General features: G+C 58.9%; 19 protein-coding genes and 1 pseudogene. 9 read left to right on the top strand and 11 right to left on the bottom strand.

The genetic code is table 11. The features are described 5' to 3' along the window. Positions 1-262: hypothetical protein (locus P0R31_RS33940; protein WP_275519020.1), on the top strand; the 262-nt coding region annotated here is incomplete at its 5' end. Positions 263-359: 97 nt separating this feature from the next. On the opposite strand, the gene P0R31_RS33945 is transcribed toward P0R31_RS33940, so the two are convergent. Further along, complete coding sequence (locus P0R31_RS33945; protein WP_275519022.1) at positions 360-758, bottom strand: hypothetical protein; 399 nt, start codon at positions 756-758, stop codon at positions 360-362. Positions 759-1,358: 600 nt separating this feature from the next. Continuing rightward, positions 1,359-1,493 (bottom strand): hypothetical protein, encoded by a 135-nt coding sequence (locus P0R31_RS41145; RefSeq protein WP_430516882.1) that lies wholly within the window; start codon positions 1,491-1,493, stop codon positions 1,359-1,361. 671 nt (positions 1,494-2,164) lie between these two features. Between P0R31_RS41145 and P0R31_RS33955 the strand changes: the two genes are divergently transcribed. After that, positions 2,165-2,683: a thermonuclease family protein gene (locus tag P0R31_RS33955; protein WP_275519024.1), complete on the top strand. Its 519-nt coding sequence runs from the start codon at positions 2,165-2,167 to the stop codon at positions 2,681-2,683. Between the two features lie 105 nt (positions 2,684-2,788). On the opposite strand, the gene P0R31_RS33960 is transcribed toward P0R31_RS33955, so the two are convergent. After that, positions 2,789-6,118: a DEAD/DEAH box helicase gene (locus P0R31_RS33960; RefSeq protein ID WP_275519026.1), complete on the bottom strand. Its 3,330-nt coding sequence runs from the start codon at positions 6,116-6,118 to the stop codon at positions 2,789-2,791. A gap of 144 nt (positions 6,119-6,262) precedes the next feature. Further along, positions 6,263-7,165, bottom strand: coding sequence for an ATP-dependent DNA helicase (locus P0R31_RS33965; protein WP_275519029.1), 903 nt, complete (start codon positions 7,163-7,165; stop codon positions 6,263-6,265). 20 nt (positions 7,166-7,185) lie between these two features. Here P0R31_RS33965 and P0R31_RS33970 point away from each other — a divergent pair, with 20 nt between their 5' ends. Together P0R31_RS33970 and P0R31_RS33975 are read left to right on the top strand one after the other, a co-directional pair. Beyond that, entirely contained in the window at positions 7,186-7,896 is a 711-nt protein-coding gene (locus P0R31_RS33970) for a hypothetical protein (RefSeq protein WP_275519031.1), read from the top strand. Positions 7,897-7,984: 88 nt separating this feature from the next. Then, positions 7,985-8,500, top strand: a complete 516-nt coding sequence (locus P0R31_RS33975; RefSeq protein ID WP_275519033.1) for an RES family NAD+ phosphorylase — start codon at positions 7,985-7,987, stop codon at positions 8,498-8,500. Between the two features lie 97 nt (positions 8,501-8,597). Here the strand turns inward: P0R31_RS33975 and P0R31_RS33980 are convergent, their stop codons facing one another. Further along, positions 8,598-9,542, bottom strand: coding sequence for a hypothetical protein (locus P0R31_RS33980; protein WP_275519035.1), 945 nt, complete (start codon positions 9,540-9,542; stop codon positions 8,598-8,600). A gap of 80 nt (positions 9,543-9,622) precedes the next feature. Beyond that, the gene (locus tag P0R31_RS33985) at positions 9,623-9,937 is read right to left on the bottom strand and encodes a hypothetical protein (RefSeq protein ID WP_275519037.1); all 315 of its coding nucleotides are present in this window, start codon (positions 9,935-9,937) and stop codon (positions 9,623-9,625) included. Positions 9,938-10,133: 196 nt separating this feature from the next. Between P0R31_RS33985 and P0R31_RS41150 the strand changes: the two genes are divergently transcribed. From P0R31_RS41150 to P0R31_RS34000, 3 genes are all read left to right on the top strand, one after another. After that, positions 10,134-10,661 carry a DEAD/DEAH box helicase family protein gene (locus P0R31_RS41150; RefSeq protein WP_430516883.1) on the top strand — a complete coding sequence of 176 codons (528 nt, stop codon included), beginning with the start codon at positions 10,134-10,136 and terminating at the stop codon, positions 10,659-10,661. Between the two features lie 398 nt (positions 10,662-11,059). Further along, the gene (locus P0R31_RS33995; RefSeq protein WP_343299355.1) at positions 11,060-11,809 is read left to right on the top strand and encodes a helicase C-terminal domain-containing protein; all 750 of its coding nucleotides are present in this window, start codon (positions 11,060-11,062) and stop codon (positions 11,807-11,809) included. 458 nt (positions 11,810-12,267) lie between these two features. Beyond that, the gene (locus P0R31_RS34000; RefSeq protein WP_275519042.1) at positions 12,268-12,405 is read left to right on the top strand and encodes a hypothetical protein; all 138 of its coding nucleotides are present in this window, start codon (positions 12,268-12,270) and stop codon (positions 12,403-12,405) included. 286 nt (positions 12,406-12,691) lie between these two features. Here P0R31_RS34000 and P0R31_RS34005 read toward each other — a convergent pair whose 3' ends face one another. Then, the gene (locus P0R31_RS34005) at positions 12,692-13,579 is read right to left on the bottom strand and encodes a LysR family transcriptional regulator (RefSeq protein ID WP_275519116.1); all 888 of its coding nucleotides are present in this window, start codon (positions 13,577-13,579) and stop codon (positions 12,692-12,694) included. Positions 13,580-13,683: 104 nt separating this feature from the next. On the opposite strand from P0R31_RS34005, the gene P0R31_RS34010 reads away from it, so the two are divergent. After that, positions 13,684-15,183 carry a CoA-acylating methylmalonate-semialdehyde dehydrogenase gene (locus tag P0R31_RS34010; RefSeq protein WP_275519044.1) on the top strand — a complete coding sequence of 500 codons (1,500 nt, stop codon included), beginning with the start codon at positions 13,684-13,686 and terminating at the stop codon, positions 15,181-15,183. Between the two features lie 83 nt (positions 15,184-15,266). Here the strand turns inward: P0R31_RS34010 and P0R31_RS34015 are convergent, their stop codons facing one another. From P0R31_RS34015 to P0R31_RS34025, 3 genes are all read right to left on the bottom strand, one after another. After that, entirely contained in the window at positions 15,267-16,346 is a 1,080-nt protein-coding gene (locus P0R31_RS34015; protein ID WP_275519046.1) for an NADP-dependent oxidoreductase, read from the bottom strand. Between the two features lie 731 nt (positions 16,347-17,077). Beyond that, complete coding sequence (locus P0R31_RS34020; RefSeq protein WP_275519048.1) at positions 17,078-17,803, bottom strand: GntR family transcriptional regulator; 726 nt, start codon at positions 17,801-17,803, stop codon at positions 17,078-17,080. A 204-nt stretch (positions 17,804-18,007) separates the two neighbouring features. Beyond that, positions 18,008-19,732 carry a thiamine pyrophosphate-binding protein gene (locus tag P0R31_RS34025; RefSeq protein ID WP_275519050.1) on the bottom strand — a complete coding sequence of 575 codons (1,725 nt, stop codon included), beginning with the start codon at positions 19,730-19,732 and terminating at the stop codon, positions 18,008-18,010. Positions 19,733-19,861: 129 nt separating this feature from the next. Between P0R31_RS34025 and P0R31_RS34030 the strand changes: the two genes are divergently transcribed. Continuing rightward, positions 19,862-20,734: an SDR family NAD(P)-dependent oxidoreductase gene (locus tag P0R31_RS34030; protein WP_275519052.1), complete on the top strand. Its 873-nt coding sequence runs from the start codon at positions 19,862-19,864 to the stop codon at positions 20,732-20,734. A gap of 225 nt (positions 20,735-20,959) precedes the next feature. Here the strand turns inward: P0R31_RS34030 and P0R31_RS34035 are convergent. Then, positions 20,960-21,408: pseudogene (locus tag P0R31_RS34035) on the bottom strand (nuclear transport factor 2 family protein). Between the last annotated feature and the right edge of the window lie 279 nt (positions 21,409-21,687).

Raw genomic sequence — 21,687 nt, forward strand, 5'->3', positions numbered from 1 at the left:
CCCAAAAACGAAATCCCAAAACGCAGGAAAGCGAGGTCCCACACACCGCTTTCCTGCAAAATCGAATACTTGTTCAAGACCAGTTTTGCTTGTTTTTCAGGTCAATCCGCATTCTTCACGGACGACTCGAAAAGTCATCGACCGCAACGCGACAGCAGAACGTGTAGTCGAGCATCTACATCGGTTGATCGCGAAAAATCCAGAAAAGGAACACATGTTTTATTGGGCTAATTGCTCAGCAGTTATCGCTCTCTGCCGATGAAGTCCGGGATTCGGTCAGGTTCGGCGGCCATCACGGAATCAGGGTCGTGATAACTGACGACGACCAAGCCTTCCTTGCTCGATATCGGTGAAGTTGGTTAGTCTTGCAGCTTGCTCTTACCTTCCTTCTCGACAAGTTTTGCACAAGCATCCATGTCGACCTTAAGGCCGGGCAGATACATTAAATAGCTTGGCAACCAACCGTCTCCGGCTCCCCCATGGTGTCGACGGAAGAGCACTTGTGCCGCGTCCTTCTCAGAGTTTTCACTTGTGATGGAGCGGACGAGCACTTGCACCATAAGGCTTGCGGCTTCGTCCATGGCATGAGGCGATGGCCCGCCATCATCCTCCCCAATGTCTTTGAAAGCCACGTAGGTGGGGCGAATACGGTCTATTTGCACCAGTCGTTCAATTACCGCCGAGCGGAGCTTCTCAGGCACGCACCAAAGCAGGCGATCCAGCGCATGTGCCCATATGTCGATCAGTTTTTCGGTCAATTGGCTCTCTCTTGAATGCGATCTTACAAAAGTCATTCTCAATCGTTGCAATGGCTGACAGTGTGAAGAAGCCAAGCATACAGAATTGTTCTTTGGGCGACATCGTATCGTAGACCCACTCCCGATAGTTCCCGTCCTTCCTTTTATGCTGAAGAGCGAAATGAGTCGGTATGTTGCGCCCTAAAAGTTCCGAGACTGGACCCTCTAGCGTGGTCACGTCTTGCGGACTAAGCGCTTCCTTCTCCCGATGCGCGAAGTCATTTCTAATGGTGTTGATCACTCTTGCCGGTTGAACCCGAACGTTTGGCGCTTGAAGAAATCGAATTCGCTGCTCCATAAATCTGTGCTGGAGAAGTTGAGCTTCGGGCACCATGACGTTTACCACGTGCTCTAACGCTCTATCGATTTCGAAATGCAAGCGAACCACCGCTCCGATATCGTCCGGGGTATCGATCGCACAAATCATTCGGGCCGTATCTACTGCGAAATTGAAAGTGGTGGTTTCGGTCATGCCCTTGAACTAGCCTGAATACGTATTGGACCGCCCGTGCTTCACGCCGCGAATGTACCCGCGCGACACTCGCTCTTCCATCTCGCGCTCTAAGAACTCGTTGCAATCAAGAGGGCCTTCACCGCTTCGCGCGCGTCACCGCCGCAAGCCGCGATGGCCTGATCGGCGGCAGCTTCCAAAGCGTGCGCATCCAATAATAATTTGGCAGCGGCTGCATGAGCCATGGGGAAAACCAAAGGATCGGCCTAGCCAATGTTCTCATTCCGTTCTAAGCAAGTCAAGCGTGTGTTGTATAACGAGCGCTCAGGTGACGGATGGAGACTACAGGCCCTTCATTAGAAGAGAGAAAGTGGGCTCGCGAACTGGAGATCGAGGAAAAAAAGTGGGTAGCGGAAAAGACTCGCGAAGATGCTCAGCACATGACCGCAGCAATGAGTTCCACACCTACGTCAACAAGGCGGCTATCGATGCTGGAAGCCTTGCCCTTCGAACGCTCATTGTGATCAACGAGGGCGCCGCAGTCGCTGTCTTGGCGTTTTTGGGCGCGGTGGCCTCGAAGGATAAGGTAAATTTCGGCCAGGTATTGAACTTGTCGCCCACACCCTCCGATATTTCGCGGTTGGTGTTGCCCTAGGTTTAGCCGGAATGGCTCTCGCCTATCTGACCAATTTCTTCATGGCTGCCATTGAAGGCTCAAAGAAATATACTTTCGAACATCCCATTATCCGCAAGACGCCTCGAACTCGCACCATGAGGTGTGCTAACAGGGTGTTTCACGTCCTCTCGTTTCTAGCAGCACTCGGATCGCTTACGCTGTTCACGTGTGGGTAACTAGCGATAAGGTTACGAAGCTGATATAGAGAGCAGGTCAATAACCACGCCCGCGCGCGGCTAGATGGTCTTGCGGGCAGCCTCGATACTACTGCTCTTAACGGGCGGCGCTATTGCGGGCGATCTAGTCGGACAGGCCAGCGTCATTGAGCGCGACACGCTGGAAATCCACGGCACCCGTATTCGCTTGTGGGGCATCGATGCACCTGAAACCTCGCAGCTCTGCCGTGGCGAGGACAACTTGCCTTATCGTTGCGGAGCGAAAGTGGCGAATGAGCTGGACAGATTTATAGCCGGAAGGCCGGTGAGCTGCGGGTCCGTCGGGCATGATGTCTATGGTCGTACAGTCGCAACGTGCTCAGTGGGCGGCGTTGACCTGGGAGATTGGCTTGTGCGGGGCGGGCTCGCGTTTGATTGGCCGCGCTATTCCAAAGGCGAGTACGACGCTGCGCAACGTGAAGCCGATCACGCGTGGCGGGGAGTATGGGCGGGCAGCTATGTTGTGCCGTGGCTGTATCGGACTTCTGTAATTGCTGGCGGGAAACCGGGCGACTGTTCGGATAATGCGAACGCGCATCCGTGATCCCATCTCGTCTAGAACGGTAAAGTGTACGAGGACCTGTCAACGGGGTGTGTTAGTTGTTGATTCAATGAGGTATTTCGAGGTCGGCGGTCAACTCCGGCCGACCTACTCGCTGCAAATGACCCTCGCATCAACCCCGATCGTCTGCTTTAGGAAAACTAGACCAGCTCCGAGCACTAGGCGTTGGTCATCGGAAATGCGTGAGCGGCTGACACCTGGCTGCACGATGGCGATCTCGAAGTCGATCGGCTTGACCCGGGTCGATTTGGCGATCGCGGCCAAGGTCGTCAGGTTGCCCGTCAGGAACCGGGAGCGGCTTCCCGCGCCGGATCCCTTGAGCTTCAGGCGGGCCAGCAGATGCCTGTGGAGCCGGTCGAAGTTGCCGCGCCAGACCGCACTCCTGACGGCCTGGGAGGTCACTTCGACGACGTCTTTGACGCGGCTGCCTTCTGTTGCTCCACCGGAGAATTTACAGTGGGTCAGCACGATTCTGACGCTTTCCTCTTCCTCCTTGAGGCAGACTAGGTCGGCGGCCTCACCCGCATCGTCGTCGTTGAAGACTACCTCGAAGCCTTCATCCCGATAGTGGGCAGCCACATACGCCTGGACCGATTTCGGCCTCTCGACGCCTTTTTTCCAGATCGACTCCACCGTGATATCGACCTTGTCATTGGGCCATTTCCACGACTCGAGGCTGCGGTCGTCCAGCTTTATCGTCGCCGGGTTGCTCTGTTCGTATAGGAGATCGCCCTCCAATTCTTTTAGGCTCACATACCGGACGAGCAGTGGGTAATTATAGAGATAGTCGGTCAGCGCCATGGCCAGCCGCCCCGACTTGAAACTAACCCCAGGGGCTCCTTCGAACCGGTATCCCTTGTTGGCGTCCAATTTCAGGGACACCTGCTCGTCGAGCTCGCCGGATGACGAAATCAGCCTGAAGGCCAGCTTGGTCGCCGTCGAATTCTCCTCGTCAAATGACCACTCACAGAAGGCCGTAGCGACCTCTTGGTCGCCCTTCACGACGAAGACGCGTTCGTCCGAGGTCTTGAGCAACTCGGGCGGCCACTCGACCGAGAGCACCTGTTGGTCGGGGAACTTGTCCTTGACCTCGACGGGAATGAGCACGTTATCGATGATCTTCGATGCATCGATGGTCTCGTCGATCAGCTTCCGGCCCACCGGTCTGCACCAGCGCACCAAGTGCGGAATCGACCCCTGCGCCTTCGACCAGACGCGGCCTTTGGCGGAGCACCCTGGGTGAACGACCGAGCCGTACTCCCATCCCCGACCGTCGAGGTTGGATTTGGTCGCATCCTTGGTATCCACCGCCGTCAACGCTTCTTTCACGTCGGCGCCAGTGTACATGGCGAAGCTCATGTTGCGTCGACCATGTTTCCGGACGCCGATGTTGCTGAAGATCAGCCGATTGATGCCTCCAAGCGACCGGAAGACGGTCTCGCCCTGGATCCGACTGTCCGCGCCGACCGCTTTGGCCAGTTCGTCGTGCGTCGACGCCTTGTCGGACGAGTTGATGTGCAGGAGCCCGGCCTCGGCATCGTGATAGAGCACGAAAAGATGCCATTCTCGGTCTTCAACGACCCGACCTTTCGCCCATCGTACGGCGTCCTGTCTACGCGACACAAAGAACAGCAGATTAGCGCCGGGGTTGAGCCATGCGTTGTGCACGATGACCGAGCTGGAAATCCCCTTTTGGAAGCTCTTCGGGGTGAACTTCGTACACCTGAAGACGATGGTGCTGAACTTGGGGCGCAGCAGGTTTTTCGAGATCTTGATCTCGTCGACGCCGGAGTCGTCGATGAGCGTGTCGGAGTTTCTCAGAAACTCCACCAGCTCAGCGTGTTCTTTGGCCGCTTCCGAACTTCGCTCGCTGAGCAGGACGTTCCAATCGGCGTTCTCGGTATAGAGCTTCTCCAGTCTCTGCGAGACCTTGGGGTCGGCGATATTGGCCACGACGGTCGCGTCCCCGATGCCGACTGCCGAGGTGCGCGTAAACCGCCCGGTGAACTGGAGCAGGATCGGCAGGCTTTTGTGCAGATCGTGCAGAGCGGCGATCTTCAATTCGGGCAGGTCGAACCCTTCCCCTAGCATGTTCACGCAAATGACGATCTTGCTTTCGCCGGCGCGCATACGGGCGATGGCGGCTTCGATGACCGAATCCTCCATGTCCGAATGGACGACGAGAGCGTCGAATTCCGGTGCCAAGCGATCGTAAATCGCCTTGATCTTGGCGCCTCGATCGATGAGCCGGCACCTGGCCATCAGCAAATGACGTAGGCCTGTCCGCAAATCCGCCCGTAGAACGCGGACAGCCTCTCGCGCTATCGCTTCGTCAGCATCCGCCTGGTCGAGCTCGAAGACTGGAAGAAATGTAATTTTCTTGAAGTATCGGTCGCGCTGGGCCGCAGCCAGCGAGTAGTTGAAGATCACACGGCCATCGACGAGCTTCCGATCCAGCCGGAATGGAGTTGCAGTAAACTGCACGATCTCATGCGCCGTGAAGTGGGACCTGAATTCGGTCCATGTGTCGGAGGGAATATGATGGGCCTCGTCAATAAACAGAGACCTGAAAACGGCCGCGATTCCTGGACGGAACGGAGCCACATCTGAGGCCCCCAGCGATGCCATCACCGCAATTACGACGTTGCAGCCGCGAAGCATCTCGAAGTCGTCTTCGGAGTTTGGCTCCTTTGTGATGACGCCCACGATCGGATTCGGGACCGCGCGATCGACGAGGCCGAGGTCACGCAGCAATCCAAGCTTCCTAAATTTTCCGAACGTCTGATTGCGAAGGGCCCGGGACGGCACGACCACCAGAGTTGGGCCCCGGCGGTAGTTCACGACCGTGCAGAGCATCGTCTCGGTCTTGCCCGTCCCCGTCGGCATGACTACCGTGGCGACGTCGTGAGGGAAGATGCTCCAGTGGGTTCCGATAGCGTGTAGCGCGCCAATCTGGGGCGGTCTCAGTCCTTCGTTTCCCGGAGCCACCTCTCCCGCTGAGTCCGCCTCCTCCATGCGGAAACGAAATTTATCCCTCCAGGCGGTCTCGATTTCGCCTGCGACCGCGCCGGCATCTGCAGCCATGCGGGCACCGAATTCCTCAAGCAACGAGTGCCATTGCCAACGATACCCCTCGTCGGTCTGCTCTAGGACGCCCGTAATCCCTTTAGGAATCTCGCGAGGCTTGCGGTCAACCACCATGATTCGGTCACCCGTTCCTAGATGCCAGACGGGAAAGCGCGTTCGACCGTAGGCAACCTCAGAGGTGGACCGAACGACGTCGACAGACTGACTTTGGCGCAGCAGGCAGACCTGTTGGCCCAAACGATACCTTCTGACGAATTCGATTTCCGGGAAAACGACCGATCGAGGAAACGACGAAGCGGCTTCGTCCTCCGATCCCAGTATCGCGTCCATGCAGCGCAATCTCCGCCGATCTTCGGAAGGTAGCTAGTTGTACAGCAACGAACATTGCAACCTTCGAGAAATGCCAAGAACGCGCGATAGAATCACCAGGGTCGACCAAAGTCACCACTTCGTTGTCCCGGATCCACGGGAAAATCAGTCGCCTTCGCCAAGCAACGTTCCGAGCGCCGTCTCTCGCCGCTCGGCGCGAGCGTCCCGCTCCAGCGCCTGCCGCAAGGTCTCGCCGGCGCCGACCATGACCGTCAGGTCGGTGGCCCGCGTGATCGCCGTGTAGACCGGCGAGCGGTCTAGCAGCCGGGTCTTCTGTATCGGGATGACGACCTTCCGGAAGCTCGAGCCCTGGGCCTTGTGGACCGTGATGGCGTAGGCCAGCGCGAGATCGTCGAGCCCGTAGCCGCTCAGCTCGACCTCGGTCCCGTCGAAGTCGACGGCCACCTTTGCGTCCTCGATGCCGGTAATCCGGCCCAAGCTGCCGTTGCGTAGGCCCAACTGGTAGTCGTTCTTGAGGAACATGACCGGCTCGCCCTCGGCGAGGCGTCGGGTCGGGTGCCGGCGCTTGCCGACCGCGAAGATGTCGTGGAAGCGGGCGTTGAGCGCCTCGGTGCCGGCGGACCCGGCCTTCACGGCGCAGACGATCCGCAGGTCCTCCTTGAAGCCGCCGAGGTCGGCGACCACGTCGACGATCTGGTCGGTGGTGACCTCGCCTCTGGGGATCAGCGCGGCCCCGCCGCTGGTGGCATCGAGCGTGTCCGGGAGCTCCGGCAGCCGGCCGGAGCGGATCGCGCCGGCGACCGCCGGGATGCCGGTCGCCTCGGTCTGGCGGTAGACCTTGGTCAACACGACGGAAGGGATCTCAGGACGCTTAACCAGCGCATGCAGCACCAGGCCGAACTGGATCGGCGGGAGCTGGCCCGGGTCGCCGACCAGCAGCAATCGGCAGCCGTCGGGCAAGGCCCGCAGGAAGCCGGCGCGTAGGTGCCGGGGCTTGAGCAACCTGACAGACCTGATGAACTTGACAGAAGCAGGGATCGTGGCCATCTAAAGGACCGGAGATATCCATGGCCCAAACTCGTCGACAGCATCCATCGCCTCACGTCGGGAAGAAGAAGCGCAGCCGAAGTCGCCTCGTGCACCCCGCGACCGGTGAGGTCGCGATTCTCAGGGTCGGAAAATACGAAATCGAGCTGCCGGTTTCCGACGTAGTCATGAAGGTGATCGGCAAGAGGAAGAAGCGAACCGTTTTAGGCAAGCTGCTGGCTGGATACGCCGACGTCGCCGAAAAGGCTGCGCGAGCGGGTCGCGCCGTCGAATATACTGTCCGTGTCACGCCCGAGGGCGACGCCGAGCCGGTGGCAAAGCCGGATCCACTCGACGCGGCGCTGAGCGCGGCGAAGAAGCGGGGCGAGGCGAAGGTCGCCGAGATACTGAAAGGCGACGACATGCTCACGGCGAGCGACTTCGGGTCGCTGATCGGAGCGTCCCACGAAACCGTCAACGTCAAGCGACGTCGAGGCGAGGTATTGGGACTACAAGCCGCGACGCGCGCAGTGAGATACCCCGCTTGGCAGGTGACGGATGCAGGACAGCTTTTGCCTGGTTTGTCCAGCTTGTTTGAGATGCTGGGTCAACAGCCTTGGACTGTCTACCGCTTCCTACGTACCGCTCATCCAGAACTCGAAGGACGGACCGCGCTGGATGCCCTGAAGGCCGGCGAGGAGAAGGCCGTTCTGAACGTCGCACGAAACCAGATGAGCGGCGTGTTTAGCTGACATGACTAGGCCCGTGCTGCCCGATGCGTCGTTCGCAACCCGGCCGCTGGTGACTGCGACGATCCCAGTCGGGTCTACCTGGAGGCGCATGTACGAAACCCGATTTCCGGATCCTCTTGGCTACGGAACGGGCCTGAATCGTTTCAGTGATCCGACCGGAAAGGCGTTCGGATTGATCTATCTTGGATCGAGCGCGAAAGTTGTCTTTGTCGAGACGATACTTCGGGACCGTGCCGACGGTCGGGGCACTACCTGCGTGGTTGAGTACGGCGAGATCGAAAAACGTTCCCTGGCAAGCATTGTAACGGTGGAAGCCTTGGTGCTGGTCGATCTTACGGGCGATGGTCCACTCCGGATGGGCATTCCGTCCGACGTCGTGGGCGCCCGGGATCAATCGTTGGCTCAACGATGGTCGGTCGCATTTCACGATCATTCCGAAGAACCGGATGGAGTTCTCTACCCTTCGCGCCTGAACAAAGAACTCTGCATCGTGCTCTACTCGCGCGCGCTTCGGAAGCTAAAGGCGACCGCAACGCCGCTTCTGGTGGATTGCGGTGCGGAGCTTGCCGCGATCCTCGACGATCTCGATCTCGCGATCGTCTGACGTGGATCCGCGGCGGGTCTCCGAGAGAACCGTGTCGCGTGACGATCCGTTTCGAACTTCTCGTCAGGCGCGCCCGCTGAAGGAGACTGGGCACATCTCACGCGACGCTCTTTCCCTTCTCCATCTGCTTCATGTACGACTCGATGCCCTCGTTCAGGATCTCATCGCGCAAGCGTTCGGCCACTGCGCGATGACCCGGCCCGCGGATGGAGTTCGAGATGGACATAATCGGCATGAAATCGGCTTTCGGACGGTCGCTATACACGCCATCGACATAGGTGGAGTCCGTAACGCTCTCGAACAATCCGATAGGTGCCGGATGCTTGGCACGTGGATTGTGAAATAGATTGGCTCCCGTCCCCCACGTCTCCGTCGGCGCTTCTTCGTCGCCGACGATGAACGCGAACGGCAGTGGCAGATGCGCGTTCGGGTCGTGATCGATCATATTGCCGAAACGCACAACCGAGACGTCCTCATCGGGATAGGGGCCGGTGATCGCCATCCGCGTGAACTTCGGTACTGTGCCCGAGTTCGTCCAAAGGACCGCCGAGACGTTCTCCGAGCCTTCGAGATTGAAGAAACCGGTCGGAATTTCCTCCTCCGCATACTTATGCTGATCGACACGCCGCGTCTCGATGACCAGGTTGCCCTCATTGTCCCAAGATCGGCAATGCTCGATGCCGTAGAGATATCGAATGACACCGACGTTCGAAAACGATAGCGAGCCATGTTCGTGGAACGTCTGGATCGCGAGAACAAACGGCCGTCCGGCGACGTGCGGAAGTTCCCAATAACTCTTGCCGGCTCCGTTCTTCTTGTCCAATCGATGCTGCATCTTGGCTCGGAGTGCGCCGGCGATCCGGATTGGGAGCTGGTTCTGCTGGCGGTCGCGGATGTCGGCGACATCCAAATCGCGCTCGTTGACGCTGCGGTAAGCGAGTAGACCGGCATCGTTGCCCGAAGGATTGGCCGTGGTGCGTTCGATGGAGATCTGAACCCCATTCTTCGCGACGGTGAAATGGGGCTGCGGCTCGCTTCCCACGGGGAAAAGCCTTCCGAGTGCAGCAGCTCGCTGACGTAGAGCTCGAATGTCCGTGTGTTAAAACCGGTGGTCTGGAATTGCTAGATGAAGTTTCCGTCCCGTTCGACGAAGCGGGCGAATGCGTCGTTCATCATCCGGCGCGTAGATTTGCTCCACAGCGAGGAACTGATCACCTCGAACGACGGATGGAGAAGCTTCTTCGGCTTCTTGGTGACGAACAGACTGCGTGCGCTAGAGATGTCGGAATCCTTGTCCGGTAGGGATGCCCAACCGGGGGCGTGCATATGTGTGAAGATGTTGGCGAATGGTTGGCTGACCCGTCTTTGGAAGCAGTTTTTTCGGAGCAGGACGGCGAGCCCCCATGTCGCTCGACGCCGGTGGGCGCGCAGAAGCATCTTCTCGGAAGCGCGTATGAAAACCACCGGTGGAATGGGCTCCGAACGAGATTGGCACTCTCCGGTGGAGGTGGACCGATAGTCAAGCCTTTCGGGAGAGTCACCACGGGCAGATTCTCTCATGCCGTTTCAACCTCAAGCCACGCTCTTGCACGATCTCTTTGCTCAGAAGGTCGAACTCAACCTGCCCAGCCACATGGACTGGTCGGCAAGTCGTCTTGGGAATCCCATCTACTCCCTGCGCAGTTCGAACCAGCGGCTGCCGGCGAGCGTCCTTGAGTTCGAATACAAGGGGCTCCGGGCGTTCAAGGCGGTTACGCAAGACGGGCATCGCATCGCTATCGTGGCGGAGAAGTCTTCATCACCTTGGGCTGGACAGCGTCTTGCACGCGGGCAGATCGGCGCGGTCTATGCGACGCTCGCCTACTGGAGCACGTCCGAGAAGCCAACGACCGTCGTCATGCCGACCGGTACCGGAAAGACGTGGACCATGCTAGCGCTGCTCGCCGCAGCCCCACTCGATCGTCTTTTGGTCGTCGTACCAAACCGCAACCTGAGAAGCCAGATATCCGCCAAATTCATGGAGTTGCGGTGCGCGCGTGCGGCTGCCTCGGTGGCGAGGCGCGGCTGCCGGCCATCGCGGTCCTGCGCCATGGACCAAAGACCGTCGCGGAGGTTGATGACGTCTTCCTGCGCGCCAACGTCATCGTCTCGACGATGCTGATCGTCGGCGGGTGCCCTCCCAGAATCCAGGAGCGGATGGCCGAGAACTTTGTGGCGCTCTTCGTCGACGAAGCCGATCACATCGGGGGCAGCCACGTGGAACGCAGCCAAGGGGCAGTTCGTCGGCGGCGGCGCATCGTTTAGTTCACTGCCCGCGCCATTCCGCAACGACGGGCGCCGCGTGGACGGGAAGTTCATCTACGTCTATCCGCTCAAGAAAGCGCACGAGGAGCGATACTACAAGAGAATCGATTTCATCCCCGTCAACGGCCGTCGATCAGGAAGACACCGACCGGTTGATCGTTGCCTGCGTGAAGGAAGCGTTGGACCGCGACATCGCTGCGGGTTACGACCACCGAGCCATGGCTCGCGCCGAAAACGGTATCCCGGGCAGTTTCGTTGCATCGCGCCCTATCAAGCCGCCGTGCCTGGTTACGCCCCGTCCTGGTTCGCAGCGGCCTCGCGCGTGCCGAGCGCCGCGACGCGCTCGATAGGCTGAGGTGCGGAAGCAGCAGGATCGTTGTCTGCGTCGATATGCTTGGCGAAGGATATGATCTCCCGGAACGGAAGAGCGCAGGCCTGCACGATAAGCAGAAGAGCGAGGCCGTGACCCTTCAGTTCGTCGGTCGTTTCACGCGCGGCCGGAATGACCTTGGCAACGCGACCGTGATCGCGAACATCGCTCACCACAACGCGGCCGAAGCGTTGCAAGACATCTACGCCGTGGATGCCGACTGGAACGCCCTACTCAGCGTCGTCGGCACAAAGCTGACCGAACGCGAGGAGCGTCGGGGCCATATTCCCTGGCTTTTCCGAAGAATTCGAAGGCGTTCCCGTCAGCACCCTGCTTCCCGAATGAGCACGGTCGTTTACCGCACGACGTGCGCTGGCTGGCGTCCCCTGTCCGTCGCCGACGCGATCATTAAATCCTCTTCGATCATTGACGGTCCGGTCGTGAACGACGAAGCGCGCCTGGTGCTGTTCGTGACGCGAGACGCCGGCGAACGGCATCCCTGCGGCTGCGACCCAACGGAAACCGTGCTTTCCGAGCCAGCCGGCGAAATCTATCTGGCGCGCGTGCTGCCCGTCTGGATGGATCCGGACGTCTTGGACCGGCTCGGTTCTGAGCAGGTGCATGGCGTAGGCTAACATCACCGCCCCGTAGCAGTGTCGGTCCGACTGGTTTGCCGTCGCTCCGGCCGTCGCCGGGTGCTCCATGATCAGCTCGCCGAAATCCATCCTGCCTCCAACTGACGCCGAAGCTACAATCTCGGGCGATCATACCTGGATTGTCGCCTAGCTTCGACTCGGCTATCATCGCCCGCCTCTGCGTGATACCGGACGATCCTTGCGATGGCTGCCGAACTGAAGCCGCAAGCGGTCAGGAAGATGTAGCGCCGGCGCAAGCCGCCGGAAGAGATTGTCGACTACATCGTCGAGCTCGAAGATTGAGATTTCGGGCGGATGCTACGGCCGATGGGGCTAAAGTCCCGCCGAGTGGAGGTATCGATCTTTCCGTCGATGAGCCTGACGGAGGAGCGTCGCATGGACCTTAACCGATCGCGGTCGGGGCGCTCGAGGTCTATCCGGAGAGGCTGGCCGCCAGCATGAGCATCCCACAGGATGCGCTGGAGCCGATCCTGCAGATTTTCAGCGCACGAGGCGCGAAATTGCGATACCGCAGCGCGCGCCTGGTTAGCTACAGCGATCTGCAGGAAGACTTCGATGCGGTCGTCCACACGTGACGGTCAAGAATGGTTCGGTGGACTCCTCTCTCCACTTAACGTCGGCCGGTACCACTCCCTAACTGTCGAGCTAGCCGATCCTTGCGAGCCGAAGCTCGCCGTGCCGGCGTGCGCCGAGGAGTGCGAGATCATGGCGCTTACCTATCAGCCCATGGCGTATAATTTCACCCCGAATCTATTCTGCCCCAACCAGGGGAAGGCATCCTCAAAACCTTCCTTCTAAATATGAACTTCTGTGCGAGACGATTGTAGACTAGGCGGGGGCTACCAAGGTGGCGCAATCCGGTTAGTGCGCATCAAAGCTGGGGCGATACGATTTTACGCAAGCCACTATGAAGCGATGAACTTCCTGAACTCGCCGAACGTCGTGGGTATCGGGATGCGAGGTGAGCCAGTAGTTTCGAACGAACCGCACATCGGGGAGCAGACGCTGAAGCTCGGGATAGCGGCGGGCAGCATAGTCGTGCAGGATGCCAACGCCATGGCCGCTTCTCACCGCTTCCATTTGAGCAACGACGCTGCCACACTCGTAGCGGCGCGACATCACCCGACCGAGGGTTGAGGCGTAGTCCAGCGCCCTGCTGTAAGCGAAATCCTCAACATGCGTGACGAACAACCGACCCGTCAGATCGGACTGTTTCCCGATTTGGCCTTCGCGCGCGAGATAGCTCTTCGCGGCATAAACACTGAGCGTGTAATCGGTCAATTTCGACAAGATTAATCGCCCCTGTTTCGGCCGATCGAGAGTTATTGCAATGTCAGCTTCTCGGCGCGACAATGAAAAGGTGCGTGGAAGCGGCACCAATTGAATGATCAGACCGGGATGTCTGGCCGCGAGTGCCCCGAGCTGACCTGCCAGAAAGTAGTTGCCTAGTCCATCCGGCGCCCCAACGCGCACAGTGCCAGTGATCGCTTCAGCGGCGCCCCCGATACTAGCGCCCACCTTTAACAACTCGCTTTCGGCGCGTTCCGCTGCCACGACGAGGGCATCTCCCGCCGCTGTCAACACGCAGCCAGAAGTATGGCGCTCAAGCAGCTTGACGTTGAGAGTCCTTTCCAACGCCGTGACTTGGCGAGCAACTGTCGCATGGTTCAGCCGCAAATGCTTTGCCGCTTTCAAGAATTGGCCGGCACGCGCGACTTCAAGAAAGATCCGAACGTTTTCCCAATCCATCGACGACACTTTCTGCACAACGGAGACGCGAATTTGGCCGTTGATGCGCAAATCTATGCATCCATTATGAGACGCGATCAAGCGATTTACAGCGGAGCAATGCGGTGTCGGTAACCATTCGGAACTTCATCAATGGCGAACTGGTGCAAGGACGGAGCGGCAGGACTTCGCCGGTTTTCAATCCTGCAACTGGCCAACAATCCGCGTCGCTCGGCTTGGCTTCGGCAGATGACGTGAGAACTGCTGTAGGTGCCGCGCGCGCCGCCTTCCCGGCCTGGGCGGCTACCCCTCCCCTCCGACGAGCCCGGATCCTCAACCGGTTCTTGCGCATTTTGGAAGTGCGGACCGACGAACTTGCCCACGCCATCACAGCCGAACACGGCAAGGTGGTTTCAGATGCCAAGGGTGAAGTTCAACGGGGAATGGAAGTAGTGGAGTTCGCCACGGGCGCACCGCAGCTCTTAAAGGGTGAAATTACGGAGAACGTCGGTACGCGGGTTGACAGCCATTCGCTGCGCCAGCCATTGGGTGTTGTGGCCGGCATCACGCCCTTCAACTTTCCGGCCATGGTCCCGATGTGGATGTTTCCCGTCGCGCTCGCCTGCGGCAACGCCTTCATTCTCAAGCCATCGGAGCGCGATCCGTCTGCTTCGCTGATCCTGGCGAAATGGCTCGAGGAAGCGGGTCTGCCGCGTGGCGTCTTCAATGTAGTGCACGGTGATAAGGAAGCGGTTGACGCGCTTCTTACCCATCCTGATGTTGCAGCCGTGAGTTTTGTGGGTTCGACGCCAATTGCCCGCTACATTTACGAGACCGCGACCCGGCACGGCAAGCGTTGTCAGGCGCTCGGCGGAGCCAAGAACCATATGATTGTCATGCCGGACGCCGACATGGATCAGGCGGTCGATGCGCTAATGGGCGCCGCTTATGGCTCGGCCGGCGAGCGTTGCATGGCCATCTCGGTCGCTGTCCCGATCGGCGAGACGACTGCCCAGCGCCTGATCCAAAAGCTGGCCCCGAAGGTGCGCGCGTTGAACATCGGGCCCGGCACCGATCCCGATGCCGAGATGGGGCCCTTGGTGACCAGGCAGCATCTCGAGAAAGTTTGCGCCTATATCGATGCGGGTGTTGCCGAGGGAGCGGAGCTCGTGGTCGACGGGCGCGACTTTAAGCGTCAGGGTTATGAAGACGGCTATTTCATTGGGGGCACACTGTTCGACCGCGTCACGACAGACATGAAAATCTATCGAGAAGAAATCTTCGGTCCGGTTCTAGCAGTCGCTCGCGCAAACTCGTATGATGATGCAGCGGACATGATCAACCAGCACGAATTTGGCAATGGCACGGCGATCTTCACCAGGGACGGCGATGCGGCCCGGGAATTCGCTCACCAGATTCAGGTCGGCATGGTCGGCATCAATGTGCCGATTCCGGTTCCGATGGCATTTCATTCGTTCGGGGGCTGGAAGGCGTCCCTGTTCGGCGACCACCACATGCATGGCCCGGAAGGTATTCGATTCTATACCAAGTTGAAGACAATCACGACGAGATGGCCAACGGGTATTCGGGCCGGAGCCGAATTCGTGATGCCGACGATGGAATAGTCCTTTCGGGTGCTCCGACAACTGATTACGGGCAGCGGCCGCGCTTCAAGCGTACGCGGCTGCACCGCTCGAATGCAGCGGACCTAGCCGAATTCAGGCGACTGTCCCGAATGGACCTTGATGGGACTTTCCAGGCCCCCGGCTCCAAGCGTCGGGTCGGGACTTACCTGCACCAGCATCTTGCCGAAATTGTCGCCGCGTAGCATTTCGGCGAAAGCGGACGGGATAGTCTCCAATCCATGGCGGATATCCTCGCGGTACTTGACCTTGCCGGCCTTCACTAAGGGGGAGAGATACGCCAAGATCTCCTCGTGCTGTCCAGCGAACTCGCTAACGGAGAGATTCCTTACCCTGACATCACGCGCCTTGAAGATTGGTTCACCTCTTTTCATCAGTGCGGCACGTCTGTCGACGCCTCCGTCCTCGTCGCCATAATGCGCGATGAGGCCGCAGATGGTCATTCGCGCGCCCTGATTGAATAGCGGAAGCACCGCCTCGAATACCTTGCCCCCCACATTTTCGAAATACACGTCAATGCCCGCTTGGCAAACCGCGGCGAGATCGGCTGACAGAGTGGGCGAAAGATGGGAAACGCAGGCATCGAAGCCTAGATCATCAGTCACGAACTTGCATTTGGCATCGCGCCCAGCGATCCCGATGACCCGCGCGCCCCGCTGCTTGGCGAGTTGCCCCGCGATCTGGCCGACGCCGCCTAAAGCGGCTGACACCACCACTATCTCGTTCGGCTGAGGCGAGGCCATCAAGTTCATGCCGGCGTAGGCAGTCAGCCCCAGCATTCCAAGCACGCCCACCGCTTGGGAGATGCGCCCGACCGACGGGTCGAGCTTGCGCGGGACCATGTAGCCCGGCCGCCAGACTCCCTCGCCCATGAGCGCATATTCGGTCCAGCCGTTGGTGTTGAAAACGAAATCGCCGGCCGCAAATCCGTCCATTCGGCTCTCGATGATCTGGGAGACGGTACGCGCATGGCAGGGCGCGCCTTCTGGCCCAGTGCGCTCCCGCTGGTAGTACAATTGATATGGGTCGAGGGACACATAGATGGTCCGCGTCAGCGCCTGTCCCACGGCGGGCACCGGGACTGCCCCCTCCCTCAGCATGAACGTGTCCTGCTGCGACCATCCCGTCACCGGCTCGTCCGCCAATGTCCAGTATCTATTTCTCACGACGTCACTCCCTTCTGGGCACCGCCCTGAGGGCCTTGAGTCTCAAGTCTGTCATCAATCGGTTGCAGCGATATCCCCCGACCGCGCAAGCGAGGCCTTCTACCATCGCTAACACATCGCTTCCAACGCTCCACTTCTCGCTTCTCGGTTCCCTGATCAAGTCTTCGGACAACCGAGCAGGCCAAATGGGCGCCAGGCCGAACTCTCACAAACGTTAGAGCGCGCCTGGATTCGGCTCGAACACTTTCATCACATAGTGCGCACTGAGCTCGACACTTTTAACTTCACCGCAATCTTTAAGCGAGTTCGATCTCCGCCGTCCGCGGACTTGCCACACGGCCTTCATTGCTCCACAGATAGTTGGTCTCACGAAGCCTGATACAATCTTCGGCTAAAATCGATGGTGATGCGCGTTATTCCGGCGCGAGTGCCGCTAGCACCGCGTTGAGCTGTTCGCGCGAGGCGCAGCAGCGAGCTTCTTCGTAAGGCGCAATGGGCTATGCTGGTCTGTTTGTGTCTCACCGTCCAGACATTTGAGCCCTTTGTTGCGAGGTTACGAAGTATCGGAGGCATTCGCACCCCGCTTAAACCCGTATTGGATATGGCATTAGTGCTAGCTCATGGCAGCTACACCCGAGACGATCAGTTCGATGTGTGTTGTACGTCGCCAATGCGCCCTCGAACAGCGGGTCAATTGATGGAGCTGATCGTCAGTTCGCGCTGTAAGATGTAATCGGTTTTCTTTTTTCCTTATCTACCGGCGATTCGTTGAGTCTGACGGCGGCTATCTCGAGATATTTGCTTGCCCACATGATGTCGTTTGCCAAGGCACGCCGTGCACCTGCACCATCTCCAGCAGCTAGGCTTGCGAGGATCGCTCGGTGCGGATGATCCTTCGCGGTTGGGGATGCACTGAAATCATTCAGCGTGAGAAGCGGACCGATCTGAACCCACAGGCTTTCGATCAATCCGCAGACCACCGGCAAGTCTGACGATCTGTAAATCCTGAAATGAAATTCTTCGTTGATCGCGAGGACGGTCTGCACGTCGCGCTGGCGTCTTGCCAACATCAGTTGCTCCTGCATTTTCTCCAGCGCGATGATGTCGCCCGCTGAGATGTTGTTCGCCGCAGCTTCTGCAGCTCGCCCTTCCAACTCAATTCGAATGTCACGAATTTCCCTGAAACGGGCCACGCTCAAGACCGGGACCATCATCGTGCGCGACTGATGCGGAACAAGCCCGCGCTCGGAAGCCAGCCGCAGAAGGGCCTCCCTCACGGGAGTGACACTCACTCCAAGCTCTTGCGCCAATGGTTTGAGAAGAAGGCGCTGGCCCGGCCGAAACCGGCCAGCCATGAGAGCTTTGCGAAGCAGCAGATATATCCTCGCGTGTAAGTTATCACGTCCGACGTGCAGCCAATCAAGTTCGGTGGGCATGGGGAGTGTGAAAGAGGAAGCAGAGGAGTCCGCGTCTTCCGATCCCGCTTTTCTCATTTCTGTTCGTTCCCGTCTCGACTGGCGCGACTTCTGTAGGTCTGCTCCTCACAGGCAGGTCCGTGTATCACGGGGTGGGGAGCCACAAAAGATTAAAGGGGCCGCGCGGGCCCCTTTAAGACATGTCTGGACAGGGGGAGTACGGGATTAGCTTCCGGAGGGCGGGGCCCAGGGCAAGGGAGCGAGCGCCTCAAACTCAGTCACCACGTCGATGACGGCGGGCTTACCGGATCGGCGCGCATCATCGAAGGCCTTTGCCAAGTCACCGGGCTTCTCGACGCGCACCCCGAAGCAGTCGAAATCGCGCGCGATTTGCGCGAAATCTGTGTCTCGATAGGCAAAGATCTCCTCTTTGTTGCCCTTCCTTCCTTCGTAGGCAATGTCGATGTTTCTCCTGCCCTGTCCAAGGCAGTGATTGTTGTTCACGATCGTGATTACGTTAAGGCCATACCGCCGAGCCGTTTCCAGTTCGGGAAGGTGATACATAAAACCGCCATCGCCGGTTAAGCAGACGACGGGACGATCTGGCATCGCACACTGAACGCCGAGTGAAGCAGGAAAGGCCCAGCCCAACGATCCGGCGGCTCGCAGGTATCCCTGAGCCGGGTCGGTCAGATAGACAAGCGTGCCGCTCCAATGCGATGCGTATCCGGTATCGGCCACCAGCATTGCGGTCTTCGGAAGCCACTCCGAGATCTCCCGGCATAGACGCTCTGGCCTGATCGGCGTCGCCTCGGAGGATCGCGCGATCTCCGCGTCTGCCCGCCATTCGGCGACGTAATCAACAACTTTTCGCAGCCACCCTGCCCGCGCACGGGACGGCAGTTCCAAGGAAAGGCGCTCGAGAGCCGCTTTCGGATCCCCGTGGACACCAATCGCTTCCGGGAAGTTGCGACCAAGCTCCGCCGGATCGATGTCGATCTGTACAATTTGCGTCTCTGGCCGCGGCAGCTTCCAGTGGTTAGTGATCATGTCGCCCGTATCGCTGCCGACGTACATGACAAGGTCCGCATCGTGCAGGATCCTGTTTGCGCAGGATCGCGAATAGGTCCCGGCTACGCCTCCGTTTTGCGGATGGAACTCCGGAAGAGCGTGCTTCGCATCGAGCGACATCACAACGGGAATTCCGTGATGTTCGACGAATGCCTTAAGGGCCTCTTCGGCGCCCGACATCATCAAGCCGGCGCCCGCAAGGATCACGGGGCGCTCTGAAGCCGCGATTGCGGCCGCAGCACGGCTGACCGATTCCCCGTCCGGAGAAGGACGGAAAGCTGGCACCTTCGCGAAAGTCTCTTCGGGAAAGATGGAAGCGGTGAATTCGGCGGCGCCGACGATGTCGCCTGTATAGCCCGTGATGTCGAGATGGACCGGGCGGGAGGCACCGGTTGTCGCCTCTCTGAATGCTTGGCGAAGGAGATGAGGCAATTGCGCCACCTCATCGACCCGACCTCTGAACTTCGTGACGGAGGCGTAAAGCGGCTCGTGTGGAAGCTCCTGATACGCGTTTCGGTACTGGTAGTTGGCGGCATGACGCCCAGTCAACGCGACGACAGGGGCGTACGCAAACCAGGACTCCTGGAGAGCCGCGGCAAGATTGGCAGCTCCCACTGACTGCGCCATGCATACGGCGGGGCGTCGCAGCGCGCGCGCATAGCCATCCGCCATGTACGCGATTCCTTTTTCGGAATGTCCAAGAATTCGCTTGATGCCGAGGTCTTCCATCTCGGTGAGCGCGCGCCGCAGAACAGCATCCATGAAAAAGACGTGAGAGATTCCCTTCGCCTTGATGGTCTCAGCAATAAACCGCCCTCCGGTCATGCGGCGGCCAGACTCAATGACGGTACTTCCCTTCGACAACTTTGAATTGCTCATCTTACTCCATCTCTTTGTTAAAGGGCACGATGTTTTCAGCGCTTAAAGCCGGTGAGTCTGGCGCGGTAAACGGCCGGTAAGGCAATTGGCCTGACGAGAGTGAGCCTCGCATGGCGCAAGGATCTCGCGTTGCGCGAGCTTTTTATATCATATAAAAAGTCTGTCAATGCGCGTTCATTTCCCTCGGGCGAGCCCTTGGGCGCCACCGAACTCGCTTTGAGAGAAAGCAATGAAGGAGAGACTATGATCCGCTATGGACTGTCGGGAAAACGAGCGCTCGTCACCGGTGCGGCGTCAGGCATCGGTCTGGCGACGCTGAAGCGGCTGGCAGAGTCAGGGTGCACCGTTGCGCTGAATCATCTTCCGGATGATGCGAGGGGGCCTGAGGAGGTCGGCAAGCTCCGGGCCGAGGGGTATGAGGTATTCGGCATACCAGGCGCCATCGGCGATGGAAAAGAGGCAGAACTCGTAAACGCCGCCGTAAACAAGATGGGTGGCCTTGACCTTCTGGTCAACAATGCTGGCACGCCTGGAGCGCGGAAGTCGATTGCGTCCTCCGAGCTCGACCTCATTACTGACGAACTGTGGTCGGCGGTGTTGGACACGAATCTCATTGGACTTTTCCGATGCACACGCGCGGCGGCCCCCCCCTTGCGGCAATCGAAAGGTGCGGTCGTAAGCTTGGCCTCAGTGTCAGCATTGACCTCAAGGGGATCTAGTTTGGCCTATGCGGCAAGCAAGGCCGGTATCATTGCGATCACGCGGCATCTTGCTCAAGGTCTTGCGCCAGAGATCCGGGTTAATGCGGTGGCGCCGGGCGCGGTTGATAGCACCTGGCAGATCGAGTGGACTGAGGCGCAAAGGCAAAGCTCCATCGAGCGCACTCCCCTGCGGCGCAGATGCGTTCCCGAAGATATTGCTGAAACGATCGTCTATCTCGGTTTTGGCGCGCCGATGATCACGGGACAGACTATCGTCATAGATGGGGGTCTGACGCTTTAGCTACGGCTCAATTCGATGATGACGTCCGAGAAATCAAGACATCGCTCTTCTTGGATCGACTTCGCAGGACCAAGAAGCTTACGGCCATGAAAGAGCCGCCTGAACTGGGATCGCGGCACCCCATATAAATACATCGCCGAGCAAAGCCCGGCCGGGGTGACAGCAAAGTCGCGCGAACCGCGGCTTTGCTCGTTTCCCGGAACTTGGTGTGTAGAGAAATCCTATCTATGGGCTTTTTTGCGCGCAGCTACTGATGTTCGGCAGATGAATTGAGCGTCCGAGCGTCTGCTCGACGAGATCGAACGTATCGATGAGCGCGCATGTTGATGAGCCGGGCCGCCTCGAACTGGGCGAACTGCGCAACGCCAACGTGATTGACTTTTCGACGCGCGCGACACCAGCGAGAAGCGCAAGATTGAGGCCGCGGAGTCCAGGCCGAGTATGGTCATCTCGCGGTCGAAACGTTGAACTTGGATATTGCTGGAGATGTGACGGATGACCTCCAGAACGGCATGCTTGCCATTCCGGATGCCGAGAAACGGAAACATGTCGATGGGGCCGTAAAGCGCCCAGTACACGTTCTCATCCAGGAGAGCCTCTATGTCCGCTAAACATTGGTCGCTAATCGCGCGATGCAAGGCACGCGAGAAGCGCCAATAGCAATGCTCTGTCATGCCCTATTTCCTGCAGATCGACGTCAAAAGCGGCTGCGTTGGCAGACAACCTCAAATGCGGTCCGAGTTTACCGCTGCGTGGAAATTGTGTATAGCGACCGGGCATCGGTTTCAGCAACTCGAGAACTGAGAAGCAGGTTATGGCTGATCGAGGCGGCACTGCTTCGCGACGCGAATATCGCGGGTGCCAGCCAGCAGATTTTCACCATCCTGTCTTGCTCTAAGACGAAATGGGCCTCAGCTCGTTCTTAGGCGCGCCTAAAACGAGAACTTCGTCCG

The sequence above is a fragment of the Bradyrhizobium yuanmingense genome (genome assembly GCF_029167105.1).
GTDB classification, from domain to species: domain Bacteria; phylum Pseudomonadota; class Alphaproteobacteria; order Rhizobiales; family Xanthobacteraceae; genus Bradyrhizobium; species Bradyrhizobium yuanmingense_A.